This window comes from Thermodesulfovibrio yellowstonii DSM 11347, from assembly GCF_000020985.1.
GTDB lineage: Bacteria > Nitrospirota > Thermodesulfovibrionia > Thermodesulfovibrionales > Thermodesulfovibrionaceae > Thermodesulfovibrio > Thermodesulfovibrio yellowstonii.
The window spans coordinates 363,711-379,763 of sequence record NC_011296.1 but is presented as its reverse complement, the minus strand read 5'-3'; the positions used below and the strand labels follow the sequence as shown (position 1 = coordinate 379,763).

The window sequence follows — 16,053 nt, the reverse complement described above, 5'->3', positions numbered from 1 at the left end:
GTATTCGTATAATATTCTGACTTCTTTATCAAACTTTAAATTTTTCTGCTACATTAACAAGCTCTTTTGAAGTATCTGCCAAAGAATTAGATACATCTGTAAGTTCAGTAGTTATTCCATATATATTTTCAGTTACTTCCTTAACTGTTTGAGCTGAATTTACCTGACTATCTGTTATTTCTTTCTGTTTCAATGTTGATTCATTAATTTCACCTATAATTTGTCCGATATTTTTTATGATTGAGTCAATTTTTTCAAATACTGATGTAGTCTGGCTTACCATTGTAGTTCCTGTCTCAACATAATTAGTTTCCTCCTCAAGATTTTTTGTAACAGCTGTTGCTTCTTCCTGAATTGCTGTGATAATATCTGCGATATTTTTAGATGATTTAGCTGTTTTTTCAGAAAGTGTCCTTATTTCTTCAGCAATAACAACAAATCCTTTCCCCTCTTCTCCTGCTCTTGCTGCTTCAATTGACGCATTCAAGGCAAGGAGATTTGTCCTATTTGCTATGTCACTGATTATTGTTGATATTGTTCCTATCTCCATTAATTTTTCTGAAAGAAGTTTCATCCTTCTGTTTATTCCCTGAACAGCTGTTCTGATTAACTGCATACTATTAATTGTTTCTGTAACAATTTCGTTACCCTTAATAATTGCATTCATAGCTTCTTTTGAAACATCTGTAGCAACTGTTGTCTTTTCTTTTGTCTGGTAAGCAATTTCTGCAGCTTCTTCAACAAGTGATGCTATTTTCTCAATTTCCTGTTTCTGGATTTCTGCTCCTGTTTGTAGTTTTTGGATTATATCATTGAGAATGTTACTTTTTTGACCAACATCTTCTGCTGAATTTTTAACTTCTTTAATAAGTTCGCTCAATCCATCTGTCATAAGATTAAATGCATCTGCCAATGAACCAAAAACATCTGGAGTAACTTCTGCTCTCTGAGTAAGGTCTCCTTCAGATGCCTGAGTCATTATCTGTAAAAATTTTATGATGTTATTCTGCATTTCTTTCTTTTCTTCTTCTGTCTGGATAAGCGTGGAAAGTTTGTCCATCATTTGATTAAAAGTATCTGCAATTTTTTGAAACTCATCACCTGTCTTTAATTTTATTCTTTTTTCAAAATTTCCTTTTCTTATAGTTTCCATAGCCTCTTCAATTTCTGCGAGAGGAGATACAATCTGTTTTTTAAACCAAAAAACATTAGCTGTTGATATTCCTATTAATGCTATAGCAAATATACCGAGGACAGGAGCAAATTTCAAAAGACTATTTAGAACTCCCATCTTTTTCATAATAAATTCTTCTCCATAAATTTCATATCCTGTTATGACAAGTCCTGCAAGAAGAATAATGGTGGAAAGAATAATAGATAGGTTGAATATAATAAGAAATTTTTTATAAAGACCTGATGTTCTTTTTAGTTTTGATTTAAAGCCTTCAGGCATAATAACCTCCTTCGTAAAAAATTAAACTTATAAAGTATGTAGAAAAAATCCTTTAATTGTCAACAGTTAAGATATTCCTAAATCAGAGGATGATAATTTCTCCCTTCTTAATTTTTTATACATATTCCACAACATCTCTAAACCAACCAACCTTAAAATTGACATAATACTGAATTAGCATGGATAATAATTTAATATGGCTTATAAGGATTTGAGAGATTTTATAGAGGTTCTTGGTACAAAAGGGCTTCTTCATAGAGTTAAAGTTGAGGTTGACCCTGTTCTTGAAATTGCGGAGATCACTGATAGAATGTGTAAATCACCACATGGTGGAAAAGCCCTTTTTTTTGAGAAAGTAAAAGGCTCAAACATCCCTGTCGTGACAAACATTTTCGGCTCTTTTGAAAGAATGTGCCTTTCCCTTGAAGTGGAAAGCCTTGATGATGTTGGAAAAAGAGTAGAAAAGCTTCTTAACCAAACTCCGCCAAAAACCTTTAAAGAAAAAATAAAAACAGCCTTTGACCTTCTTGAGATAAGTAAGTATTTACCAAAAAGGGTTAAAAATGCTCCCTGTCAGGAAGTGGTTAACTACGAGCCGAATCTGGATAAGCTTCCTATATTGAAAACCTGGCCCCTTGATGGAGGAAGATTTATCACATTGCCAATGGTTTTTACCCGTGATCCTGACACAGGCAAGCAAAACTGTGGAATGTATAGAATGCATGTCTATGATGCAAAAACCACAGGCATGCACTGGCATATCCATAAAGACGGTGCAACACACTACAGAAAATACAAAGAACTCGGTAAAAGAATGCCTGTAGCAGTGGCAATCGGTTCTGACCCAGCGGTTATTTATTCTTCCACCGCACCCCTTCCCTATGGTGTAGATGAGATGGTTTTTGCAGGATTTTTAAGAAAAAGTCCTGTAGAAATGGTTAAGTGCGTAACCTGTGATATAGAAGTGCCTGCAAATGCAGAATTTGTTCTTGAAGGCTATGTTGACCCTAATGAATTAAGGGATGAAGGTCCTTTTGGTGACCATACAGGTTTTTATTCACCTGTTGATAAATTTCCTGTTTTTCACATAACTTGTATTACTCACAGAAAAAATCCCATATATCCTGCAACAGTTGTTGGTAAGCCTCCTATGGAAGACTGTTACATGGGTAAGGCAACAGAAAGAATTTTTTTACCTTTGCTTAAAATGCAGTTTCCAGAAATTAGAGATATGAATCTTCCAATGGAAGGAGTATTCCACAATGCAGCTATAATTTCTATAAAAAAGCAATATCCTGGACATGGTAAAAAAATCATTCATGGACTCTGGGGCATGGGACAGATGATGTTTTCAAAGCTTATAATTGTTGTTGATGATGATGTAGATGTTCAGGATTTATCAACAACTGCATGGAAGGTGCTAAATAATGTTGATTGGCGAAGGGATATAATTATCTCTGAAGGTCCTGTTGATGAACTTGACCATTCTGCAAGCTTTCCAAGATTTGGTGGCAAGATGGGAATTGATGCAACAAGAAAAACTCGTGAAGAAGGCATGATGAGAGACTGGCCCGAAGAAATTACTCAAACAGAAGAAATAAAACAACTTGTCACAAAAAGATGGCATGAGTATGGATTCTGATTTTTTTCTTGGAATTGATGTAGGAAGCGAAACAGCTAAGATAGCAGTTGTTAATAAGGATTGTAACATTATTGAAAAACTCTATTTGAAGCATTTTGGAAAACCTGCTGAGATAGTCTCTCATATTTTGAAAGATATTGTTTCAAAATATAAAAACTTAAAAATATGTTTTACAGGTGTATCAGGGAGATTTATTGCAAAGACTGCTGGCGCTCCCTATGTAAATGAAATTGTTTCACAGGCAACAGCAACTTCATTTTTTTATCCTCAGGTAAGAACAATTATTGAGATTGGCGGAGAAGACTCAAAGCTTATTTTTCTTGACAAAGGCGGAAGAATTAAGGACTTTTCTTTAAACAGCATATGTGCAGCAGGCACAGGCTCATTTCTTGAGCAGCAGGCAGAACGTCTTGGTTTAACAATAGAAGAATTCAGCGAACTTGCAACAAAGTCAGACAAACCTTCAAAAATTGCAGGAAGATGTAGTGTTTTTGCCAAATCAGACATGATTCATCTACAGCAGATTGCAACCCCTGTGGAAGATATAATTGCAGGACTTTGCTTTGCTCTTGCAAGAAACTTTAAGGCAACCATGTTTAAAGGAAGAACTGTTGAGCAAGTGGTTGCTTTTCAAGGTGGAGTAGCAGCAAATAAAGGAATGGTAAAGGCATTTAAAAAAATTTTGAACATTGATGAAATATTGATACCTGAGCATTTTGAAGTAACTGGTGCAATAGGAGCAGCAATAAAGGCTCAGCATAGCAGTGTTTATCTAAATGAGAAAATTATAGACAAACTTAGTAGCATAAAAGCAGAGATTGAATATGGATTGCCCCCTCTTAAAAAAGAGAGATTCTTGGCACACCCTGCGGTAGTTCAGAATGGAAAAAATGATAGCTGTCAATCTTCAGCCTCAAGCCTTCAGTCTGACTCTGCTTATCTTGGTATTGACGTTGGTTCAGTAAGCACAAACATTGTTCTTATAGATGAAGATGGAAAACTTATTGCAAAAAAATATCTTCCTACAGCTGGAAGACCAATTGATGCTGTTAAAAGAGGATTCAATGAGCTAAATGAAGAATTTCCAAAAATCAAAATTAAGGGTGCTGGTGTTACAGGTTCAGGCCGTTACATGATTGCAGATTTCGTAGGTGCAGATATTATTAAGAACGAAATCACAGCCCATGCTCATGGTGCAGTTCATTATGATAGCAGCATTGATACAATTTTTGAAATTGGTGGACAGGATTCAAAATATATACGTTTAAAAGATGGCAAGGTGGTAGATTTTGAAATGAATAAAGCCTGCGCAGCAGGCACGGGCTCTTTTATTGAAGAGCAGGCTGACAAACTTGGAGTAAGCCTTGAAGAATTTCAAAGGCTTGCTTTTGCTTCTGAGACTCCTTGTAGACTTGGAGAAAGATGCACTGTTTTTATGGAAAACTCTCTGGTTATAAACCTTCATAAAGGTGCACGCAAAGAGGATATTGTTGCAGGTCTTTGTTATAGTATTGTGGAAAATTACATTAATAGAGTTGTTGCAGGAAAACCGATTGGTAAAAAAATATTTTTTCAGGGAGGTGTTGCTTTTAATAAAGCTGTCATTGCAGCTTTTGAGAACTTTTTAAAATCCAAAATTGACAAAGAATGCGAGTTAATTATTCCAATCAATCATGAAGTTATGGGAGCAATTGGAGTCGCTCTGCTTGCTAAAGACTTTATGAAAAATGGGAAAAAAAGTAAATTTAAAGGCTTTTCACTTAGAAATAAACAATACACCATTTCTTCTTTTGAATGCAAAGGCTGTCCTAATTATTGTGAAATAAACAGAGTTAAATTAGAAGGCGAGGAAAAAAATCTTTTTTATGGAGGAAGATGCGAAAAATATGAAAAACAGGATTTCTTATCTAAACTTCCAGACCCTGTGAAGCTTAGAGAAGAATTGCTTTGGAAAACACATAAAGAATACGAAAAGCAATATAAAGATAGAAAAGCACCTGTAATAGGAATTCCTTACATTTTTTTCTTTCATGACCATCTTCCTTTCTGGAGCACACTTTTATGGGAATTAGGGTTTAATGTCAGGATTTCAGATAAAACAAACAAAAAAATTATTAATAAAGGCGTTGAAAAGGTTTTATCTGAAGCATGCTTTCCTCTTAAAGTAGCCTATGGCCATATAGCAGATTTAGTTGAAAAAGGAATTGATTTAATATTTGTTCCGAGTTTTATAAATCTTAACCTTTATGATGAGTATGAAAGAGGACTTGCATGCCCACTTGTGCAAACAATCCCATATGTAAGCAGAAAGCTATTTAATGAAGCAAAAATCCTGATACCGAGAATAGATTTCTCAAGAGGATTTGATTACTTAAAGAAGGAACTTTTTAGGACTTTTAAGGGAATTATAAATATAAAAAACATTGATGCAAAAATATCTATTGCAAGAGAAAAGCAAAAAGAATTTGTAAATTCCCTTCAGAAGGAAGGTTTAAAACTTCTTGAAACAGCAAAAGATAAATCACTCGGGCAACAAGCAACTGTTGTTATTATTGGCAGGTCATATAACTCCTTTGATCAGGCAGTTAGCCTTGATATTTCAGGAAAGCTTACACGCCTTGATGTCCTTCCAATTCCTATGGATATGTTACCTCTTGATAGCGTAAACATAAAGGATGAATGGAACAATTTATACTGGCGTTCAGGGCAGAGGATAATCAGAGCCTCAAAGTTTCTTCACAAATTAGATGAAGTATATCCCCTTTTTATAACCAACTTTTCCTGTGGACCTGACTCGTTCATAATAAATTATTTCAAAGAAGAAATGCTTCAGAAACCCTATTTAATTCTTGAAATTGATGAACATAGTGCTGATGCAGGAATAGTTACAAGACTTGAGGCTTTTATTGACAGTGTAAAAAGTAGAGAAGAAAAACGATCCGAGCAAATATTTATTCCTTTATCAATCAAAACTTCCAATAAAGATTTATCAAAAAGAACAATATATATCCCCAGAATGTCTGATCATGCCTTTGCTTTAAAAGCAGCCTTTAACTACTGTGGAATTGATGCAGAAGTAATGCCTCCCTCTGATAAAGAATCCATTGAACTTGCAAGAAAATATATAGGTGGAGGAGAATGTTTCCCTTATGTTGTAACCTTAGGGGATATGTTAAAACTTGTTTTTTCAAGAGATTTCAACCCAGAAAAAACAGCTTTTTTTATGCCTTCTGGTGCAGGTCCTTGTAGATTTGGACAGTATAATGTTTCCCATAGAAGAATGCTTAAAAAATTAGGGTTTGACAATGTGCCAGTTTATTCACCCCAACAGGATGCTCAGTTTTACAAAGATTTAAATATTGCTGGAAGTGAATTTTCTCTCAGAGCATGGCAAGGCATTGTTGCCTACGGATTGCTTATAAAAATTTTGCTACAGACAAGACCTTATGAAAAAAATAAAGGTGAAACAGAATCTCTATATGAATACTATCTTACAAAAATTTGCGATGCTTTAAAGAGCAGAAATGGAAATATTGAAAATCTGATGAACAATATGAAAAAAGATTTTGAAAATATTCCCAAATACAAAGATAAAAAACCTCTTGTAGGAATTGTAGGAGAGATATTTGTCCGTTCTCATTCATTTTCAAATGAAAATCTGATAAAAAGACTTGAATCCTTAGGAGCAGAGGTCTATTTCACACCAATTGAAGAGTGGATTCATTATGTAAATAAAATGGCTTTAAGAAAAGCCTTGATAAAAAAGGATAAATCTGCTATTATAAAAATTCTTATTAATAAATTTTTTCAATGGAGGGTTGAGAAAAAATTTTCATCAAACTTTAAAGAAACACTTAAATTTTTGCATGAACCCTCTATAAAGGAACTTTTTAAATTTGCTTCACCATACGTTCCTGATAGCTTTGAAGGAGAAACTATTTTGAGTATTGGTAAAAGCGTTGATTTGATAAAAAAAGGAGTAAGTGGAATAATAAACGCAATGCCTTTTGGGTGTATGCCTGGTGCTATTGTTACTGCTTTGTTAAGATTTATTCAAAGAGATTATAATATACCTGTTGTATCACTCGCATTTGATGGCACAAATTCTACAGTAAATGAACTGTGGCTGGAAGCTTTCATAGAAACTATAAAAACGTAATCTGGACTTGTAATTTGTTGATTTTCAATAAATTACAAGTTTTTGAACAGTCTATAAACTTAAAAAGAGGAGGTGAACTGAGTGGGTAATGTTCTTAAGTGGAGAAAGAAAAAGATAAAAAAACACAAATATAGAAAACTTCGTAAAAAAATGAGAGCACAGAGAAGAAATAAATAAGAGGAATAAAAAATGAAAGATTTATTGATTTTAAAAGAACAGATTGCCCTGATTGATAAAGAAATAAAAATCATATCAGAAAAGATTGATTTAATTGATAAAAAGTTAAACAAAATAGAAGAGATTGATTTGGAAATCAAGGCAATCAAACTATTTTTAAAAAGAGTTTTCCCTGATTTTAAAAAAGAGTTTCCTGATATATTGAAAAAACTGAGTTCTATGGAGTAATTACAGTGTTTGAACCATTTAGCACAACTGGCATAGGAAGCATGCCCCATACTGAAGTTTTGTCTGCTTGTGAACTTATTTTAAAATATTTTGATATTCCCTTTTGGCCCCAAATGCCTAAATATTCTCAAAATGAACAGATGATTACACAGTTTTGTGAAGGTTTGCCAGGAATAACTCTTAGTTCGGGTAAAGTTTACATCAAAAGAGATGAAGAACTTATTACTGAATGGTTAAGTAACTATCACGAAGATATATTTTCCCCTATAAGCAAAGAATATGCGATAGGACTCTACAGAATCACAGAACTAATAAATGGTAAAAAATTAAAAATCTTTAAAGGACAGATCACAGGACCTGTAACATTCACTCTTTCTCTCAAAGATGAGGAAGGTAAAATTATTTATTTTGATGAGACTCTTAGAGAACTCGCCCTCATGCATCTTAAAGCAAAAGCTAAATGGCAGATTGATTTTCTGAAAAATTTTGCTGAAAAAATCATTATTTTTATTGATGAGCCTATACTTCAGGCAGTTGGCACTTCTGCATATATCTCTGTTGAACAGTCTGAAGCAATAAGATTAATAAAGGAACTTGTTTCTTTTATTAAGTCCCTGGGTGTTAGAGTAGGAATTCACTGTTGTGGAAGAACTGACTGGAAGGAAATTTTATCTATTGATATAGATGTTCTGAGTTTTGATGCATTTTCCTTTTTTGATTTTTTCAAAATTTACAGAGATGAGATTGCAGAATTCATCACTAAAAATGGTTATATTGCATGGGGATTTATTCCAACAACCGATGATTTGAATGCTCTGAGCGATGAAGAAATAGTTGAGCAGGCAGTAAGAAAAATTGAGGAAATATCAAAAATCCTGCCTTCAATTACTCAAAACTCAATTATTACTCCATCCTGTGGGATGGGGTCTCTTGATATCTTAAGCTCTGAAAGAGTTTGTAAACTTCTTAAAAAATTAAAAATCAAACTAACAAATGAATAAAGGAATATTTATAACTTTTGAAGGCATAGAGGGCTCTGGGAAAACCACACAGGGAAAGTTACTTGCTGAAAAACTTAAAAAAGAAGGATTGAAGGTTTTATATACATATGAACCCGGAGATACAGAAGCTGGAAGGCATATCAGAAAAATACTTCTTAATTCAGAAATTAAAATAAATCCATTATGTGAACTTCTTCTTTATTTTGCAGACAGAGTCCAACATATTGAGGAGAAAATAAAACCATGCATTGAATCTGGTTTTATTGTGATATGTGATAGGTTTACAGACTCAACTTTGGTTTATCAAGGATATGCAAGAGGTATATCAATTGATTTGATTAAACAATTGAACAAAATAGTTCTTGACGAATTCATGCCGGATTTAACAGTGTTGCTTGACTGTCCAGCAAATATTGGACTTAAAAGAAATCAGAAGATTAATAAAAAAGATAGATTTGAGATGGAAAACTTAGCTTTCCATGAAAAAGTAAGGCAAGGATATCTTAAGCTTGCAGAATTATATAAAAAAAGATTTTTTGTTTTAGACGCCACTGAATCCATAGATAAAATAGCTGAAGACATATATAGAAAAGTTAAATCAATACTATCACATGGGCTTTAATAAAATTATATCTCAGGAAAAAGCTATAAAACTGCTCAAAGGAACATTAAGAACAAAGAAAATTCCAAATGCCTTATTATTTTTAGGAGATGCCTATATTGGAAAGACATCAACAGCCATTGCCTATGCAAAGGCATTAAATTGTTTGAATTCTGAAAATGAAGACTCCTGCGATAGTTGCGACTCATGTAAAAAAATTGAGCAAAGGTTACATCCTGATATTAAAATAATAGCTCCTGAAAAAGACGTAATCACAGTAAATACTATAAGAGAAGTTGAAGAGTTTGTTTCTTTAAAACCTCTTGAAGGGAAGTACAAGGTTGTTATTATAAAAGAAGCACATAAAATGAACAATGCAGCAGCAAATGCATTTCTTAAGACAGTTGAAGAACCGCCTTTCATGACCACAATAATTCTTATCTGTGAAAATATTCATAATTTACCCGAACCATTGATTTCAAGATGCTTTAAAGTCTATTTTACACCGCTTTCAATTGATGCAATAAAAAAAATTATACCCGATATGCAGCAGGAATCCTTTTTCAGAATTATTATGGGAAAGCCTGGACTTTTTATGTCAAGGGATATACTAAAAGATATTCAATGGTTTAGTGCTACATTAAAAAACATTAAAGAAAATAATAAAAAAGCTATCTGGAAAGACAACGAAGAAATTAAGTGGTGGATAGATTTTTTATGTATTTTTCTTAGAGACTCTCTTATTAAGCTTATAAACAAAGTTTCTTCAGATTGTTGCCTGATTTTACCTTTAGATTTTAAACTAAAAGAAAATATATCTGTGCAAGAAATTTTCAATCTATATGAGGAGGTACAAAACATTAAAAGAAACATTGATTTAAATTTAAATAAATCAATACTATGGAACTATCTGGTTTCCTGTATCAATAACCTAATAACTTCTTCAGAAAACAGGAAATCATCAACTTAGAACAATAAGGAGACTTTTAATGAATAACGTTGTATATGTAAGAATTAGACCATTTGGCAAAGTCTACCGTTACTTGAATAATCTGGAGATGGAATTAAAAAAAGGTGATTTTGTTGTTGTAGAAGGTGATTTTGGATTGACCTTAGGTTATGTTGTAAAAGTATCCTCTGACAATGAAAATTCTTTCAAACCTGTAATCAGAAAAGCAACTCAAGAAGATATGGAAACATTTGAAAAAAACATCTCTCTGGAAAAAGATGCATGGGATTTTTGTCTTGAAAAAATAAGTGAGAGAAAGCTACCCATGAAACTTTTAGTTGTTGAATCTGCTCTTGATAGAAAAAGAATAATTTTTTACTTTACTGCAGAAGGAAGGATAGACTTTAGAGAACTGGTTAAAGACCTCGCAGCAAAATTCAAAACAAGAATAGAAATGCGACAGATAGGGGTTAGAGATGAAGCAAAATTTCTCGGTGGAATAGGTGTTTGCGGAAGGGAAATATGCTGCAAGACCTTTGTTAGCTTTTTTAAACCAATCTCTCTAAAAATGGCTAAAGATCAGGAAATGGTGCTTAATGTATCAAAACTCTCAGGTGTTTGCGGAAGGTTAAAATGCTGTCTAAGGCATGAATATTACGGCGAAATAGAAGAAATAATTCAGGATGAAGAAATCATTACACAAGAAGAAAAAGAACCTGAATTTAAAAAGTTATCTTTTATCATAAAAGAAACTGATGAAGAGCCAACAGAGGAGACTTCTGGAGGAAAAGATGAATCAAAATAAAGGATTTTATATCACCACACCGATTTACTATGTAAACGATATCCCTCATATTGGACATGCCTACACTACAATAGCAGCAGACATACTGGCACGGTATATGAGACTTAAAGGTAGAAAAGTCTTTTTTCTTACAGGAACAGATGAGCATGGGCAGAAAGTAGAAAGAGCTGCATTGCAAAAAGGTAAAACTCCTAAGGAACATGCTGATATTATGGTTGAAAATTTCAAAACATTATGGAAGGGACTAAATATAAGCAATGACGCTTTTATAAGAACTACTGATGAAGAACACAAAAGGATTGTTCAGGAAATCCTTCAGAGGCTTTATGATAAAGGAGAGATTGTAAAAAGAAAATACTCTGGAATGTACTGCACCCCCTGTGAGAGATTCTGGACAGAAAAGGATTTAGTAGAAGGAAAATGCCCAGACTGTGGAAGAGATGTGGAATTTATTGAAGAGGAAAACTACTTTTTTCTCATGTCAAAGTATCAACAAGCACTTATTGAGCACATTGAAAAAAATCCCTCCTATATTCTTCCTGAAACAAGAAAAAATGAGGTTTTAGGTTTTCTTAAAAATAGGACTCTTGGTGATCTATGTATTTCCCGTCCAAAACACAGGCTTGAGTGGGGAATAATTCTGCCATTTGATGAAAACTATACTACATATGTATGGTTTGATGCTCTTGTTAACTACTATTCAGCTTTGAAATATCTCGCTCCAGAAAATGTAGAGTGGTGGCCTCCAGACCATCATCTTATTGGCAAAGATATTCTTACAACTCATGCTGTTTACTGGTCTACAATGCTTATGGCACTTGAACTTCCACTTCCGAGAAACATCTTTGCTCATGGATGGTGGACAGTAAAAGGTAAAAAGATGTCAAAATCTCTTGGAAATGTTGTAAATCCCTCTGAGGTCATAAAAAAATATGGCGTAGATGCCTTCAGATATTTTCTTTTTAGAGAAGTATCCTTTGGACTTGATGGTGATTTTTCAGAAGAAGCTCTGATTAGAAGAATTAACAATGACCTTGCCAATGATTTTGGGAATTTACTTAACAGATTTCTTGTAATGAATGAAAAGTATATGAAAGGTGCTGTAAAAATAAACTCTATCATTCCGAGGAGCGAAGCCACGCGAAATCTCTACTCTGACAATGAATTTTTATCTTCCTTTAAGTCATTAATTGAGGAAATTAATAATGAAATCTTGTGGGATGAATTCAAATTTAACATTATTCTTGAAAAAATATGGCAGGCAATCTCTTTAACAAACAACTATATTGCAAAAACAGAACCCTGGAAAGTATTAAAAGAAGAACCTGAAAGACTTCCTTTGATACTTTTCAATATATGGAATGCTATCAGAATAATTACAGTCTTTCTCTATCCCTTTATGCCTGAAACAGCAAATAAAATATGGTATGCACTTGGACTAAGGGATTACATTATTGATTATAAAATGCTTAAATGGGAACTTGATATAAAAGAGGTAAAGACAGAAAAAATTGAACAACTTTTCCCAAAAATAGAGATTAAAACTGAAGAACAGATGAAAGTGGAAAAAAGAGAGGAGGCAAAGGTGGAAGACCTTATAAGCATTGAAGATTTTATGAAAATTAAGCTCAAGGTTGGAAAGGTGCTTCAAGCAGAAAGAGTTAAAGGTTCAAAGAAACTAATAAAGCTTATTGTTGACATCGGAGAGGAAAGACAGATAGTTGCAGGGATTGGAGAGCAATACTCACCAGAGGAACTCATAGGCAGGTCAATTGTGGTTTTAAGCAACCTTAAGCCAGCAAAGCTTATGGGAGTAGAATCTCAAGGTATGCTTCTTGCAGCAACAGGGGAGGATGGGAAAATATCAATACTAACCATTGATAGAGAGGTAAATGCTGGCGCAGGAATAAAATGAACTCTGTCAGAGAATGGCCAGAGACTGAAAGACCGAGAGAAAGGCTTATCAAACATGGAGCGGAAGCTTTAAGTGACGCTCAGTTACTTGCCATAGTTTTACGAACAGGCTCAAATGGAAAAACTGTTATTGATACAGCAATTGAACTTCTGCAAAATTTTCGTGGTCTAAGGGGTCTTGAGGAAGCATCTATAAGTGAACTTAAATCTTTTAAAGGACTTGGCATTGCCAAAATAGCCCAAATTAAAGCATCCTTTGAACTTGGTAAAAGAGCACTGTGTGAAAAATCTCAGGAACAGTTTTTTAACTCTGCTGAAATTGTTTATAACTATTTCTTTCCGAAACTTAATGGATTAAAAAAGGAAGTATTTATAACCCTCTTACTTGATACAAAGTTAAGACTAATCAGGGAAGTAAAAGTCTCCGAAGGAACTCTCAATCAATCATTAATTCATCCAAGAGAAGTATTTAAAGATGCAGTAAAAGAATCAGCCTATGCAGTAATTCTTATACACAATCATCCAAGCGGAGACCCAACGCCCAGTGAGCAGGACATAGAGATAACAAAAAAACTCAAAAAAGCCTCAGAAATCCTTGAAATCCCCATCCTTGACCATGTAATCATAGGTAGTGGAAAATATTTTAGTATGAAGGAGAGGGGAGTAGTTTGAAGATTGATAGGAAAATGCTTTTTAAAAATTCAAATCAATTGATTTTAGAGAGTTTTTCAAATGAGCAGAATTATTTGGATTTAATAAATAAAAAAAAGTATTCTTCTGACGAAGCCTTAGAAATTTTAGAGAACATTGATTGGGACTTTAAGAGTTTTTCAACTCAATATCTAACTCACACTTTTCATCCCTATCCTGCTCGTTTTATACCTCAGATTCCTTTAACTTTTATAAAACTTTTTACAAAAGAAAGAGAAAGAGTTTTGGATCCTATGTGCGGTTGTGGTACTACATTGGTAGAGGCTTTTTTAAACGATAGAAATTCTATTGGAAACGACCTGAATCCGCTTGCTGCTCTGATAGCGAAAGTTAAAACAACTTTAATTAAAAAGGATGAATTTAAATATCTTAATGAAAAGTTAATAAAAATGAAAAAATATTTAGATTTAGATTATAGAAACATAGATAGAACAATTAATGGTCTTCCCAATAGAAAAGTAAGTAAGATTTTTAATAAAACCATAATTTCAAAATTAGAAATTATAAGAGAGACTCTAATAGAAATTAAAGAAGAAGGGTATTATGACTTGTTTGACTTAGGAAGAATTGCTCTGTCATCAACAATTTGGTCATTGGTAGAGAACGGAAACGGTATTAATGTGGATGAATTATTTATTAAAAAAATAAAATCTATGCAGCAGATTCTTAGCCAGATGTCTAAAGTTATTAAAGACCCTCCCGATGTTAAAGTTATTTGTGGTGATGCAAGAAATTTATCAATAGAAAATAATTCAATAGATTTAATCATAACATCTCCACCTTATGTTAATGCTTTAGATTATTATAGAGTTCACATGTACAATATGTTATGGCTTGGTATGGATTTTGATCTTTTCAGAAAACATGAAATAGGGGGGCATTCCCATTTTATAAATAATAGATTTAGATTATTGTCTGAATACTTAGGAGATATGCTCCGATCAATGATAGAAATGAATAGGGTTTTAAAGAGAGATAAATTTTGTGTAATTGTTGTAGGAAATTCAAGTTTGGAATATGAATTAATTGAAAGCCATAAGTTCTTTACAGAAATGGCTAAAAAAATCGGATTTATCCCAATAAAAACGATTTTTAGAAACATTGATAAAACGAGAAAATATACCAGTGCAGATATTGGTAAAATTGATGAAGAGTATATTGTAGTAATGCAAAAAAAAGAGGAAACCCATATATTTGCAAATGATGATAACTTTGTTTCTCAAATAGTGAAAGAATTAATGTTACATTTTAAAGAACAAATAAAAAATAATCCTGGAACTTCTACCAGAGGTAAAAAACCTTCAAATGAGAGATTATTAAAAAATATTGATAAAATATCAGAGGCAATAGAAAAAATCCCAGAAGATATAAGGATCAAAGAGTAATGAAAGAATTAATAGGTAAAATAGTCCATTCAGTTCTTACAGGACAGGATTATAGAACGTATGTATTAGCAACAATAAATAAAAGATTTCTTGATAAAGCACAAAAGTTAATTTCAGAAATATTTGAATATAAAAGAAAAGGCAATAATTGGCTTGAAAAACTCCTGGATGATACCTATAAAAAACAAGGGAAGAATAATAAATTCAAGCTATTATGGTTTGGCGGACTTAATGATAAAACTGTAAAAAATATGACAGGAGGAACATCAGCAAAAAGAGTATGCTTAGATTTAGGCAAGAAAAATATTAAAGCCTTACAATTATTATTAGAAGAATTTGAGAATTCTGAAGATTTATATCAAATGATAATCAATATAGAAAAAGACAAAGAAAAGATTAGTCTAGATTACATTGAAAGTTTATTTTTTATGAACATCATTTCAGCTATGAAATTAACAATTCAAGGAGGAGCTTGGAGCGAAGTAGGGAAGAAAACTGAAAAAGGCTTATTATTCGTCATATTTAAAATGATAAATATACCCGATGAAAGATATATATTAACAAATGAGGAAATGAAGAAAAAAGGATTAGTCAAAAACAGAGAAATAGATGCAATCGTGCTCAATGATAAAAATGAAGCTTTGACTGTTGAATTAAAATTACTCGGAATCGGTAATCCAGAAATTGGAGATGAAGCTTTTTCGAGAAATGTCAATCTATTTTTAACAGATAAATTAACAGAAATGATGAAAGACGAAGCAAAAAATCAAGGTATTACTGTAATTGAATTTAGACAAAAAAATCCTTTATTTAAAATTTACGAATTTTTTAGCTCAAATGGTGTATCATGTAATAAGCCAGAAGAAATGTCAGCGGAAGAATTAGAAAAAAGCATAAATAAAATAATAAGAGAATGGCGGGAAGAACAAGAGGATCTAAAAATTGTAAAAAAACTGAAAGAATGGACGAAATAATTACTTAGAAGAAAAAAGTTTCTAATAATGCAAAATAAAAATTTTTCAAAAAGT

Annotated in this window: 13 protein-coding genes; 12 read left to right on the top strand and 1 reads right to left on the bottom strand. The window is 32.8% G+C overall.

The genetic code is table 11. The features are described from left to right. Positions 1-28: 28 nt before the first annotated feature. Positions 29-1,453 carry a methyl-accepting chemotaxis protein gene (locus THEYE_RS01940; protein WP_012546839.1) on the bottom strand — a complete coding sequence of 475 codons (1,425 nt, stop codon included), beginning with the start codon at positions 1,451-1,453 and terminating at the stop codon, positions 29-31. A gap of 196 nt (positions 1,454-1,649) precedes the next feature. Here THEYE_RS01940 and THEYE_RS01935 point away from each other — a divergent pair, with 196 nt between their 5' ends. The 12 genes from THEYE_RS01935 (at position 1,650) to THEYE_RS01880 (ending at position 15,999) form a co-directional block, all read left to right on the top strand. After that, positions 1,650-3,095, top strand: coding sequence for a menaquinone biosynthesis decarboxylase (locus THEYE_RS01935; protein ID WP_012545977.1), 1,446 nt, complete (start codon positions 1,650-1,652; stop codon positions 3,093-3,095). Continuing rightward, a complete protein-coding gene (locus tag THEYE_RS01930; RefSeq protein WP_164924811.1) occupies positions 3,085-7,254 on the top strand; it encodes an acyl-CoA dehydratase activase in 4,170 nt (1,389 codons plus the stop codon). The genes THEYE_RS01935 and THEYE_RS01930 overlap by 11 nt, the downstream gene beginning before the upstream one ends. An 81-nt stretch (positions 7,255-7,335) precedes the next feature. Further along, positions 7,336-7,431: a 30S ribosomal protein bS22 gene (locus THEYE_RS01925; protein ID WP_084205599.1), complete on the top strand. Its 96-nt coding sequence runs from the start codon at positions 7,336-7,338 to the stop codon at positions 7,429-7,431. Between the two features lie 12 nt (positions 7,432-7,443). Continuing rightward, positions 7,444-7,659, top strand: a complete 216-nt coding sequence (locus THEYE_RS01920) for a hypothetical protein (protein ID WP_012546486.1) — start codon at positions 7,444-7,446, stop codon at positions 7,657-7,659. A 5-nt stretch (positions 7,660-7,664) separates the two neighbouring features. Then, complete coding sequence (locus tag THEYE_RS01915; RefSeq protein ID WP_012546406.1) at positions 7,665-8,660, top strand: uroporphyrinogen decarboxylase/cobalamine-independent methonine synthase family protein; 996 nt, start codon at positions 7,665-7,667, stop codon at positions 8,658-8,660. Continuing rightward, a complete protein-coding gene (gene tmk, locus THEYE_RS01910) occupies positions 8,653-9,282 on the top strand; it encodes a dTMP kinase (protein ID WP_012546833.1) in 630 nt (209 codons plus the stop codon). The genes THEYE_RS01915 and tmk overlap by 8 nt, the downstream gene beginning before the upstream one ends. Continuing rightward, positions 9,272-10,231 (top strand): DNA polymerase III subunit delta', encoded by a 960-nt coding sequence (holB, locus tag THEYE_RS01905; protein ID WP_012545713.1) that lies wholly within the window; start codon positions 9,272-9,274, stop codon positions 10,229-10,231. The genes tmk and holB overlap by 11 nt, the downstream gene beginning before the upstream one ends. A 19-nt stretch (positions 10,232-10,250) precedes the next feature. Beyond that, positions 10,251-11,015 (top strand): PSP1 domain-containing protein, encoded by a 765-nt coding sequence (locus THEYE_RS01900; protein ID WP_012546016.1) that lies wholly within the window; start codon positions 10,251-10,253, stop codon positions 11,013-11,015. After that, on the top strand, positions 11,002-12,930 hold the full coding sequence (gene metG / locus THEYE_RS01895) for a methionine--tRNA ligase (RefSeq protein ID WP_012545288.1): 1,929 nt from the start codon (positions 11,002-11,004) through the stop codon (positions 12,928-12,930). Before THEYE_RS01900 ends, metG begins: the two co-directional genes overlap by 14 nt. Continuing rightward, a complete protein-coding gene (gene radC / locus THEYE_RS01890) occupies positions 12,927-13,601 on the top strand; it encodes a RadC family protein (RefSeq protein ID WP_012545736.1) in 675 nt (224 codons plus the stop codon). The genes metG and radC overlap by 4 nt, the downstream gene beginning before the upstream one ends. Next, the gene (locus THEYE_RS01885) at positions 13,598-15,025 is read left to right on the top strand and encodes a DNA methyltransferase (RefSeq protein WP_012545124.1); all 1,428 of its coding nucleotides are present in this window, start codon (positions 13,598-13,600) and stop codon (positions 15,023-15,025) included. The genes radC and THEYE_RS01885 overlap by 4 nt, the downstream gene beginning before the upstream one ends. Next, positions 15,025-15,999, top strand: coding sequence for a CfrBI family restriction endonuclease (locus THEYE_RS01880; protein ID WP_012546529.1), 975 nt, complete (start codon positions 15,025-15,027; stop codon positions 15,997-15,999). Before THEYE_RS01885 ends, THEYE_RS01880 begins: the two co-directional genes overlap by 1 nt. Positions 16,000-16,053: the final 54 nt, after the last annotated feature.

Coding starts and splice junctions, on each gene's coding strand:
- THEYE_RS01920 (WP_012546486.1), top strand. CDS start 7,444: ATGAAAGATTTATTGATTTTAAAAGAACAGATTGCCCTGATTGATAAA.
- THEYE_RS01900 (WP_012546016.1), top strand. CDS start 10,251: ATGAATAACGTTGTATATGTAAGAATTAGACCATTTGGCAAAGTCTAC.
- THEYE_RS01930 (WP_164924811.1), top strand. CDS start 3,085: ATGGATTCTGATTTTTTTCTTGGAATTGATGTAGGAAGCGAAACAGCT.
- THEYE_RS01935 (WP_012545977.1), top strand. CDS start 1,650: ATGGCTTATAAGGATTTGAGAGATTTTATAGAGGTTCTTGGTACAAAA.
- THEYE_RS01940 (WP_012546839.1), bottom strand. CDS start 1,453: ATGCCTGAAGGCTTTAAATCAAAACTAAAAAGAACATCAGGTCTTTAT.
- holB (WP_012545713.1), top strand. CDS start 9,272: ATGGGCTTTAATAAAATTATATCTCAGGAAAAAGCTATAAAACTGCTC.
- radC (WP_012545736.1), top strand. CDS start 12,927: ATGAACTCTGTCAGAGAATGGCCAGAGACTGAAAGACCGAGAGAAAGG.
- THEYE_RS01880 (WP_012546529.1), top strand. CDS start 15,025: ATGAAAGAATTAATAGGTAAAATAGTCCATTCAGTTCTTACAGGACAG.
- metG (WP_012545288.1), top strand. CDS start 11,002: ATGAATCAAAATAAAGGATTTTATATCACCACACCGATTTACTATGTA.
- tmk (WP_012546833.1), top strand. CDS start 8,653: ATGAATAAAGGAATATTTATAACTTTTGAAGGCATAGAGGGCTCTGGG.